Origin of the sequence: Intrasporangium sp. (genome assembly GCF_032907665.1) — a bacterium.
Taxonomy (GTDB): domain Bacteria; phylum Actinomycetota; class Actinomycetes; order Actinomycetales; family Dermatophilaceae; genus Intrasporangium.
Genome location: NZ_JAJJPG010000125.1, coordinates 1 through 9,769, shown reverse-complemented (window position 1 = coordinate 9,769; position 9,769 = coordinate 1). Strand labels below are relative to the sequence as shown.

The following is a 9,769-nucleotide window of genomic DNA, read 5'->3' as shown; positions in this document are numbered from 1 at the left end:
TTTTGGGGCCACTCGACTGACGGGTGGGCCGGGTCTGCAAGCGGGCAGCGGGCAGCGGGCAGCGGGCCATGGGAGCGAGCCCAGCGGCATACGGCTCAGTGGTTCTCCGCCTTGAGGTCGCGGGACATGAGCCTGGGCCCCACCTCGGTGACCGCCTGCCCGTCCCGCACGACGCCGACGACCTGCTCGACGATCGGCATGTCGACCCCGTGGTGCTGGGCGAGGCTGAGAATCGACTCGCACGACTTGACTCCCTCGGTCGTCTGCTGCATCTCCGCTGTGGCCTGCTCGATCGTCAGGCCGCGGCCGAGCTTGACCCCGAAGGAGTGGTTGCGCGACAGCGGCGACATGCACGTCGCGATGAGGTCTCCGACCCCGGCGAGCCCGAGGAACGTCTTCGCGTCGGCACCGAGGGCCATCCCGAGCCGGGTCGTCTCCGCAAGCCCGCGGGTGATGATCGTCGCCTTCGTGTTGTCCCCGAAACCCATCCCCTCGGCCATGCCCACGGCGAGGGCGACGACGTTCTTCGTCGCACCGCTGATCTCGGTGCCGACGACGTCGTGCGTGGTGTAGGGACGGAAGACCTTGGAGGCGCATGCGGCCGCCACCCGCTCCGCCGCCGCGTGGTCGACGCAGGCCACCGTGCTCGCGGCCGGCTGGTGCAGGGCGATCTCCTTGGCGAGGTTCGGCCCGGAGACGACGACGATGCGCTCCGGCTCGATGCCCGCGACCTCGCCGATGACCTCGCTCATCCGCATCGTCGTGCCGAGCTCGACCCCCTTCATGAGCGAGACGACGTCGGCCCCCGAGGGAATGGCGTCACCCCACTCGGCGAGGTTGGCGCGGAGTGTCTGCGAGGGAACGGCAAGGACGACGATCTCGGCGGCCCGGCAGGCGGCCTCCGGATCTGCCGTGGCGCGGACGGTGTCGGGCAGCTCGAGATCGGGGAGGTAGTCACGGTTCCGACCTGAGTTGATCTGGTCGACGACCTCGGGGCGGCGGGCCCACATCGTCACCGTGCATCCTGCCTCCGCGAGGAGCGACGCGAACGCCGTGCCCCAGCTGCCGGCACTCATCACCGCGACGTGAGTCACGCGTCCTCCCTCGGGGTCGCCGGACCGGGGCGGGTGCGGCCGATCTCGTGGTGCTTCATCGGGTCCCCGATCTCCGGCACACCGTGCTTGCGGGGGTCGAACCGCTCGTGGGTGTGCTTCTCCCCGCGGATCTCCTCGAGCAGCTCGGTGATCCGGTCCATGAGCCGGTCGGTCGCCTCGCGCAGGGTCCGGGTGTCGATCGGCTTGTCGTAGAGGTCCGACAGGTCCACCGGCGGTCCGGCCCGCAGCTGCATCGTCTTGCGGGGGAAGAACCGGGGCCGGTGCCCGTAGGGCGACAGGATCTCCTCCGGACCCCACTGGGCAACCGGGATGAGCGGGCACCTCGTCTCGAGCGCGACGCGCGCAGCGCCGGTCTTGCCGCGCATCGGCCAGAGGTCGGGGTCGCGGGTGATCGTGCCCTCCGGGAAGATGGCCACCGCCTTCCCTTCCCGCACGGCCGCGACCGCTGCGCGATAGGCCTGCGCGGCCGCGACCGAGTTGCGGTACACGGGGATCTGCCCCGCTTTGCGGATCACCCAACCCACGACGGGGATCGCAAAGAGGCTCTCCTTCGCCAGGAAGTAGGCCTCGCGCCGGTTGTCGAACATGAAGTGGGCGAAGATGAGCGGGTCGATGTAGGAGATGTGGTTCGGTGACACGACGAAGCCGCCGGTCGCCGGGAGGTGCTCGACGCCCTGCCAGTCCCGCTTCGTCAGGCCCATCAGCAGCGGTCGCAGCAGGAATGCCGCGAAACGGTAGGCCAAGGGCAGTCGCGTGGGGCGCGCACCTCTCACTCGTCGAGACCTCCCTGTCGAGGCGCCACCGGGTGGGCGCTGTGGGCCTTCATCTTGTCCACCTCGCGGCGCACTGTCGAGCGGCCCTGCCGCCGATGGGACAATTGTGCCCAGCATGAACGAGCCGCAGCACGAGAACGCCACGCACCGGAAGCCCGGGTGGCATCTCGTCGTACCCGTCAACGACGCTGCCATCGGCAAGTCCCGGCTCGCGCGCGCCCTCCACCGTGCCGGGCCGGGTCGGGAGCGGATCGACCTCGAGGAGATCAGCCGGGCACTCGCTCGTGACACCCTGCACGCCGCCTGCGAGGCCCTGGGTCCCGAGCGGGTTGTGCTCGTCACGGCGGACGAGCTGACGGCCGCGGAGTGGCGCGCCCGCGGAGTGACCTCCGTGCGCGATCCCGGAGCAGGGCTCAACGCAGCGGTTGCCCTGGGCCTGACGATGACCCTGACGATGACACCGCCCGGGGCAGGAGTCGCCGCGCTCCTCGGCGACCTACCCGCCCTGCAACCCGCAGACCTCGAGGAGGCGCTCGAGGCCGCAGCCCGCCACGCGCAGTCCTTCGTCCCCGACGCCGACGGCTCGGGAACCGTCCTCAGAGCGGCAGTCGGCCAGGACGGCCACTTCACACCACGCTTCGGGCCCCACAGCGCCGCGCGGCACGCCGCAGACGGTGCCGCTCGGCTCGACCTCGACCTCCCGCGCCTGCGCACCGACGTCGATGATCTGGAGTCCCTCCTCACCGTCCTGCGGCTCGGTGCGGGCCCGTCGACCGTCGCTGCCGTCGCGGCCGTCGACCGGCTCGATCTGCTTGGATGGGCGCATGCAGGCCTCGGTCCACGCCTTTGACCCCATCTCGCTGACGGGAAGTGTGATCCGTGACGACGGAGTGTTGCTCCCCTTCGATGGGGCGGCCTTCCTGACGAGCGGGCTGCGCCTGCTCCGGGTCGGCCAACGACTCACGGTCGAGGTGGACGAAGATCGGGTCACCGCCCTGCGCATCGTGGGAATCGAGCCGGTCGAGGGCGGCGCCTGACAGCACAGGGGCCCGACCCCGATGGGCGGGCCCCTGGAGCTGCGATGTGACGGGCCGGTCTGGGCAGCCGGGGCGACGCAGGCTCCGGGAGTCAGCGGCCCGGACTATCGCGTTGCCCGCCTGGTGGCGGTCTTCGACGTGGACTTCTTGGCAGCCGACTTCGTCGCCGTGGTCTTCTTCGCCGTAGCCTTCTTCGTCGTCGACTTCTGGGCGGCTGCCTTGGCAGCTGTGGCCCTCGTTGCCTTCTTGGCGGGTGCCGACTTCGTCGCGGTGGACTTCGCTGCCGGCCTGGTCGCCGCCTTCGTCGCCGCCTTCCTCGTCGACGCCGCCTTGGTCGCGGTCTTGGCCGCGGCCTTCGTCGCGGTCTTCCGCGCGGCCGCCTTGGCCGGCGCGGCCTTCTTCGCGGTGGTCTTCTTCGCGGTGCCCGTCGCCGCGCTCGCAGTGCCAGCAGGGGCCCGGGTCGCAGCCGAAGCGGTCTTCGACAGCTTCTTCTTCCCGGACACGATCTCCTTGAAGTTCGTTCCGGCCCGGAACTTCGGGATCCGGGTCTTCTTGATCTTGACCGTGTCGCCGGTCTTGGGGTTGCGGCCGGTCCGCGCCGCACGGTCCGCCCGCTCGAACGTCCCGAACCCGGTGATGGTGACCTTGCCGCCCTTGGCCACCTCGCGGACGATGCTGTCGAAAACGGCCTCGAGGGCGTCTGAGGCCACCCTGCGGCTGCCTAGCTTGGCCTCAAGGGCGCCGATCAGTTCTGCCTTGTTCACGTCTTCCCTCCAGAGGACTGTCGGTGTCCGGGGGACCCGACACGCGTCCGGATCGAGTCCGGTTAAGGACGACGGTAGATCGATGGAGGGACGAGGTCCATCACCTAGCCCCACTTCTTTCCATTGTGTCGCAATGACTTTGGCGGGCCATCGGACGCGGAGTCGAGCTTCCTGCCCATCGGCTGAGAAGCACTGAGCGACGGATTCGGTTGTCCCCCAAAGGGACTCGAGCCCAGACTTCGGTGCTCAGCGCGTGGCATCGACCGGGATGGTCACCGGCTTGTGCGCCGGCCGGGACTCCTCGAAGCGCGACACGGCGTCCTCGTGGCGAAGGGTGAGACCGATGTCGTCGAGCCCCTCGAGGAGCCGCCACCTCGTGTAGTCGTCGATGTCCAGGGGTGCGACGATCTCGCCCGCCGTCACCATCCTCGCCACGAGGTCGACCGTGATCTCGGCCCCGGGGTGGTTCTCGAGGTACTTCCAGATGAGCTCGACGTTGTCCTGGGACACGACGGCGGTGAGCAGGCCCTGCTTGCCACTGTTGCCGCGGAAGATGTCCGCGAACCGTGAGCTGATGATGACTCGGAAGCCGTAGTCCATGAGCGCCCACACCGCATGCTCCCGACTCGAGCCGGTCCCGAAGTCAGGGCCGGCGACGAGCACTGAGCCGCCCGCGTAGACAGGATTGTTGAGGACGAAGGACTCGTCCCTGCGCCACGCGGCGAAGAGGCCGTCCTCGAACCCGGTGCGACTGACCCGCTTGAGGTACTCGGCGGGGATGATCTGGTCCGTGTCGACATTGCTCCGGCGCAGGGGCACCCCGATCCCGGTGTGGGTCTCGAACTTGTCCATCACTCAGACCTCCTCTACGACGCGGGACTCGAGGGACGGGAGATCGGCGGGGCTGGAGAGGGTGCCTCGCACGGCCGTCGCGGCGGCCACGAGCGGACTGACGAGATGGGTCCGGCCGCCCTTGCCCTGACGTCCCTCGAAGTTGCGGTTCGACGTCGAGGCGCTCCGCTCCCCGGGGGCGAGCGTGTCGGGGTTCATGCCGAGGCACATCGAGCACCCCGGCAGACGCCACTCCGCCCCGGCCTCGGTGAAGATGGTGTCGAGGCCCTCCGCCTCGGCCTGGAGTCGCACGCGCGCAGACCCGGGAACGACGAGCATCCGAACGCCCTCGGCGACCCTGTGGCCCCTGACGACGGCCGCTGCGGCCCGGAGGTCCTCGATCCGGCCGTTCGTGCAGGAGCCGACGAAGACGGTGTCCACCCGGATGTCGCGCAGCGGTGTGCCGGGCTCGAGACCCATGTAGGCGAGGGCGTTCTCCGCCGCCAACCGGTCGGACTCGTCGACGAAGGACTCAGGGTCTGGCACCGACTCGTGCAGCGGTAGCCCCTGCCCCGGGTTGGTGCCCCAGGTGACGAACGGGGTGAGCGCGGAAGCATCGAGGTCGACCTCTGCGTCGAAGACCGCGTCGTCGTCACTGCGCAGGCTCGACCACTCTGCCACCGCGGCATCCCATTCGGCGCCGGTCGGGGCGTGCGGGCGACCCTTGAGATAGGTGAAGGTCGTCTCGTCCGGGGCGATCATGCCGGCGCGTGCGCCTGCCTCGATCGACATGTTGCACACGGTCATGCGGGCTTCCATCGAGAGCGACTCGATCGCCTCCCCCCGGTACTCGAGGACATAGCCCTGTCCCCCACCCGTGCCGATCTTGGCGATGACGGCAAGCACGATGTCCTTGGCGGTCACGCCCTCGGCCAGCTGGCCGCGAACGTTGACGGCCATGGTGCGGAACGGCTTGAGCGGGAGCGTCTGCGTCGCGAGGACGTGCTCCACCTCGGACGTGCCGATGCCGAAGGCGAGCGCACCGAACGCACCGTGCGTCGAGGTGTGGCTGTCGCCGCACACGACGGTCATGCCCGGCTGGGTGAGGCCGAGCTGGGGGCCGACGACGTGGACGATGCCCTGCTCGACGTCGCCCATGGGGTACAGCCGGATCCCGAACTCCTCGCAGTTGCGGCGGAGCGTGTCGACCTGGATCTTGGACACCGGGTCGGTGATGGGACCGGGGGTGGTGGGGACGTTGTGGTCCTCCGTGGCGAGGGTGAGGTCCGGCCGCCGGACCGGGCGACCGGCGAGGCGGAGTCCGTCGAACGCCTGCGGACTCGTCACCTCGTGCAGTAGGTGCAGATCGATGTAGAGGAGGTCCGGCTCCCCCTCGGCACGGCGCACCACGTGCGCCTCCCACACCTTCTCGGCCAACGTGCCGCTCATTGCTCTCCTCCACCCACGACGTCGGACTGGGCTCGCGGTGGCTCGCGGTCAGCCGTCCACCGCGACGTCCCCGACGCCCAGCCTGTCCCCAATCACGGGGCCGTGAATTGACGTCTCAGTGCCTGAGACGGCAATATCAGGTCATGGACAACTCTAGTGGAGTCGGCGTTCTCGACAAGGCCGCCACGGTGCTCGGCGCCCTCGAGGCCGGCCCGGCCACGCTCGCCCAGCTCGTCGCTGCCACTGGGCTCGCCCGGCCGACGGCGCACCGCCTCGCCGTCGCCCTCGAGCACCACCGACTCGTGTCCCGCGACATGCAGGGCCGCTTCGTTCTCGGGCCACGCCTCGGCGAGCTCGCCTCGGCGGCAGGAGAGGACCGTCTGCTCGCCGCCGCCGGCCCGGTCCTCGGAGCCCTACGGGACCACACGAACGAGAGCGCTCAGCTCTTCCGCCGGCAAGGCGACATGCGGATCTGCGTCGCCGCCGCGGAGCGGCCCGTCGGCCTTCGGGACTCCATCCCCGTGGGGGCCACGTTGTCCATGCTCGCCGGTTCGGCGGCGCAGGTGCTCCTCGCCTGGGAGGAGCCCGACCGGTTGCACCGCGGCCTGCAGGGTGCGGCGTTCACCGCGACGGCGCTCTCCGGTGTCCGGCGCCGCGGCTGGGCCCAGAGCGTGGCCGAGCGCGAGCCCGGCGTGGCCTCCGTCTCTGCGCCGGTGCGGGGCCCCTCCGGGCGCGTCGTGGCGGCAGTCTCCATCTCCGGCCCGATCGAGCGCCTGTCCCGGCAGCCGGGGCGCCTTCACGCGGCCACGGTCGTCGCCGGGGCGAACAAGCTCACCGAGGTGCTGCGACGTCACCACGCCATGCAGCAACAGCAGCAACAGCAGCAGAACGCCTGAATGAGACGCCCCCCTCGTCCCGGCGCCGCCCGCCCGTCCGCCAGGGTGGCCCCGACGACCCGCCCTCAGGGGGTCGGTTCCGCCACAAACTCTGACAGGTCTGTCACGCACCTGCCAGAGTGGAGGAGAACCACGGCAACGGAACGGTCACGATCCGCCCAGGGCGCATCGTCCGGACAACCTTTGCGCAGGTCACCGCGTCAGGCTGTGTGACATCTCGTTGCACGGATTGGGGAGACCATGCAGTACACATCGCGGCGAACGCCCCGACGGGCCCTGACCTTCATGGCTCTCGGCGCCCTCGCCCTCACCACCACGGCCTGCGGGCCGGGGGTGGCCACCTCGGGGGGAGCAGTGGCAGCGCCGACGTCAGGCACCTCGAGCCAGACCCCGGATCCCACGATGCCGTCGACGCCGACCACCCAGGCCACGGCGACGCCGAGCAGCCCCACGGCGAAGCCGACAACGAAGCCGACGGCCAAGCCCACCCGCAAGCCGACGGCCAAGCCCACCGCCAAGCCGACGGCCAAGCCGAGCCGTCCCCGGCCCGAACCCGTCGTCGTCGTCCTGCGTCCGGGCGACTCGGGATCGAAGGTCCGCTCGATGCAGGCCAGGCTGAAGCAGATCGGCTGGTTCCACGGGGATGTGACGGACTTCTACGGTGACCGCACGACAGCCGCGGTCAGCGGCTTCCAGAAGAAGCGTGGCTTCCCGTCCACGGGCGTCGCCGACCAGCGCACCTACGACCGGATCCTGTCCATGACGCGGACCCCGACCAAGGACGAGCTCGCCAACGTGAAGCCGGCCGCGCCCAAGCCGGCAGCCACGAGCTGGGACGCGGACCCGCGCTGCCTCACCGGGCGGGTCATCTGCATCAGCAAGTCGACGCGCTCCCTCACGTGGGTCATCGACGGCAAGCCGCAGTACTCGATGGACGTCCGCTTCGGCAGCGAGGCGGAGCCCACCCGTGAGGGCGTCTTCTCCATCACGTGGAAGAAGATCGACGTCATCTCGAACCTCTACTTCACGCCGATGCCCTACTCGATGTTCTTCAGCGGCGGCCAGGCCATCCACTACTCGGGGGACTTCGCCCGCAACGGCTACAACGGCTCGTCCCACGGGTGCGTCAACGTCCGCAACATGACTGCGCTCAAGCAGCTCTACAACGCCGCGCCCGTCGGCACCAAGGTCGTCGTCCACTGGTGACGACCGGCTCCGCTCCAGCAGCTCACCCACGACCAGCCCCCGGGAGTTCCAGGGGCTGGTCGTAGGCTGTGGCAACCCCGAATCGCAGGGGGTTCACGGCGAGGAGTGCGTCATGCTCAAGGTTGGTTGGAAGGCTTCGGCGGAGCAGTTCGGGCCCAGAGAGCTCATCGACCACGCGGTGCGGGCGGAGCAGGCCGGACTCGACTCGGTGTTCATCTCCGACCACTTCCAGCCATGGCGGCACAACGACGGGCACGCACCCTTCGCGATGTCGTGGCTCGCGGCGGCCGGCGAGCGGACCGAGCGGATCCTGCTCGGGACCTCGGTCATGACCCCGACCTTCCGCTACAACCCGGCGGTCGTCGCGCAGGCCTTCGGCACACTCGGTGTGCTCAACCCCGGCCGGGTCGTCCTCGGCATCGGCACCGGCGAGGCCCTCAACGAGGTCGCCGTCGGTGCCGCCGGCTCCCCCTGGCCGGAGTTCAAGGAGCGGTTCGCCCGCCTCCGCGAGGCGGTCACCCTCATGCGCCGGCTCTGGACGGAGGAGCGGGTGAGTTTCGAGGGCGACTACTACCGAACGCACGACGCCACCATCTACGACCGCCCCGAGGAGCCGGTGCCCGTCTATGTCGCTGCCGGTGGGCCCCTCGTCGCGCGATACGCCGGCCGGTCGGGCGACGGCTTCATCTGCACCTCCGGCAAGGGTCGCGAGCTCTACGAGGACAAGCTCCTCCCGGCCGTCGACGAGGGCCTGGCCAAATCGGGCCGGTCACGCGCCGACATCGACAGGATGATCGAGATCAAGCTCTCCTACGACCGGGATCCTGAGGCAGCCTTGCGCAACTGCCGGTTCTGGGCGCCGCTGTCGCTCACGGCCGAGCAGAAGCACGGCGTCCACGACCCGGTGGAGATGGAGCGGCTGGCGGACGAGCTGACCGACGACGAGGTCGCGAAGCGCTGGATCGTCACGAGTGACCCGGGTGAGGCCGTCGACCAGATCCGGCAGTACGTCGACTGGGGCTTCGACCACCTCGTCGTCCACGCGCCGGGTCACGACCAGGGCCGGTTCCTCGACCAGTTCGCCGAGGACGTCCTGCCTGGGCTGCGCGAACTCGACTGAGGCGAGCCGCCCACGACGCCACTGCCCACCACCGGCCCGGGATTGGCTAGCGCTACTATCCAATCGAAGGAGGCGGCATGTGGATGTCAGAGCTCTCGCAGCGCACCGGGGTCAGCGTGGCGACGCTGAAGTACTACCTGCGTGAAGGTCTGGTCCACCCGGGGGCCACGGTCAGTGCGACGCGCGCCGACTACGACGAGTCCCATGTCGAGCGGGTGCGGCTCGTCCGGACCCTCATCGACGTCGGTGGCCTCTCGATCGAGCGGGTCCGAGAGGTGGTCGAGGCGCTTGCCGATCCGCCTCGGTCCCGACACGACCTGCTCGGTGTCGCCCACGCGGTCCTGCGGACCTCCACCGCCGAAGGCCCGGACGTGGCCCGCACCGATCCGCTCATCGACCGGCTCGGGTGGCGGATCGGGGACGACTCCGTCGCTCGGACGCAGCTCGCCGCGGCACTCGAGCGGGCGCGCCGGGATGGGCTGGGGCTGTCGGACGACACCTTCGCCGTCTACGCCGCGGCAGCCCTGCTCATGGCGGAGCGGGACGTCCGTGACGAGCTGGGTTCCGAATCCCCCGCG

General features: G+C 70.0%; 11 protein-coding genes. 6 read left to right on the top strand and 5 right to left on the bottom strand.

Annotation, left to right across the window (positions count from 1 at the left end; genetic code table 11):
* Window positions 1–95: 95 nt before the first annotated feature.
* Together LOY02_RS15460 and LOY02_RS15455 are read right to left on the bottom strand one after the other, a co-directional pair.
* Window positions 96–1,094, bottom strand: a complete 999-nt coding sequence (locus LOY02_RS15460; protein ID WP_317183257.1) for an NAD(P)H-dependent glycerol-3-phosphate dehydrogenase — start codon at window positions 1,092–1,094, stop codon at window positions 96–98.
* Window positions 1,091–1,888, bottom strand: a complete 798-nt coding sequence (locus LOY02_RS15455) for a lysophospholipid acyltransferase family protein (protein ID WP_317183256.1) — start codon at window positions 1,886–1,888, stop codon at window positions 1,091–1,093. The genes LOY02_RS15460 and LOY02_RS15455 overlap by 4 nt, the downstream gene beginning before the upstream one ends.
* A 115-nt stretch (window positions 1,889–2,003) precedes the next feature.
* Here LOY02_RS15455 and cofC point away from each other — a divergent pair, with 115 nt between their 5' ends.
* Together cofC and LOY02_RS15445 are read left to right on the top strand one after the other, a co-directional pair.
* Complete coding sequence (gene cofC, locus LOY02_RS15450; protein ID WP_317183255.1) at window positions 2,004–2,738, top strand: 2-phospho-L-lactate guanylyltransferase; 735 nt, start codon at window positions 2,004–2,006, stop codon at window positions 2,736–2,738.
* Entirely contained in the window at window positions 2,713–2,925 is a 213-nt protein-coding gene (locus LOY02_RS15445; RefSeq protein WP_317183254.1) for a cold-shock protein, read from the top strand. The genes cofC and LOY02_RS15445 overlap by 26 nt, the downstream gene beginning before the upstream one ends.
* Before the next feature lie 104 nt (window positions 2,926–3,029).
* Here LOY02_RS15445 and LOY02_RS15440 read toward each other — a convergent pair whose 3' ends face one another.
* From LOY02_RS15440 to leuC, 3 genes are all read right to left on the bottom strand, one after another.
* Window positions 3,030–3,689, bottom strand: a complete 660-nt coding sequence (locus tag LOY02_RS15440) for an HU family DNA-binding protein (RefSeq protein ID WP_317183253.1) — start codon at window positions 3,687–3,689, stop codon at window positions 3,030–3,032.
* Window positions 3,690–3,935: 246 nt separating this feature from the next.
* Window positions 3,936–4,541, bottom strand: a complete 606-nt coding sequence (gene leuD / locus LOY02_RS15435) for a 3-isopropylmalate dehydratase small subunit (RefSeq protein ID WP_317183252.1) — start codon at window positions 4,539–4,541, stop codon at window positions 3,936–3,938.
* 3 nt (window positions 4,542–4,544) lie between these two features.
* Window positions 4,545–5,969 carry a 3-isopropylmalate dehydratase large subunit gene (gene leuC / locus LOY02_RS15430; RefSeq protein ID WP_317183251.1) on the bottom strand — a complete coding sequence of 475 codons (1,425 nt, stop codon included), beginning with the start codon at window positions 5,967–5,969 and terminating at the stop codon, window positions 4,545–4,547.
* Window positions 5,970–6,112: 143 nt separating this feature from the next.
* Here leuC and LOY02_RS15425 point away from each other — a divergent pair, with 143 nt between their 5' ends.
* The 4 genes from LOY02_RS15425 to LOY02_RS15410 all read left to right on the top strand — a co-directional run.
* Complete coding sequence (locus tag LOY02_RS15425) at window positions 6,113–6,865, top strand: IclR family transcriptional regulator (RefSeq protein ID WP_317183250.1); 753 nt, start codon at window positions 6,113–6,115, stop codon at window positions 6,863–6,865.
* 240 nt (window positions 6,866–7,105) lie between these two features.
* Complete coding sequence (locus LOY02_RS15420; RefSeq protein ID WP_317183249.1) at window positions 7,106–8,071, top strand: L,D-transpeptidase family protein; 966 nt, start codon at window positions 7,106–7,108, stop codon at window positions 8,069–8,071.
* A gap of 112 nt (window positions 8,072–8,183) precedes the next feature.
* Window positions 8,184–9,191 (top strand): glucose-6-phosphate dehydrogenase (coenzyme-F420), encoded by a 1,008-nt coding sequence (fgd, locus tag LOY02_RS15415; RefSeq protein ID WP_317183248.1) that lies wholly within the window; start codon window positions 8,184–8,186, stop codon window positions 9,189–9,191.
* Between the two features lie 77 nt (window positions 9,192–9,268).
* A partial coding sequence (locus LOY02_RS15410) for a MerR family transcriptional regulator (RefSeq protein ID WP_317183247.1) occupies window positions 9,269–9,769 on the top strand: 501 nt, incomplete at its 3' end.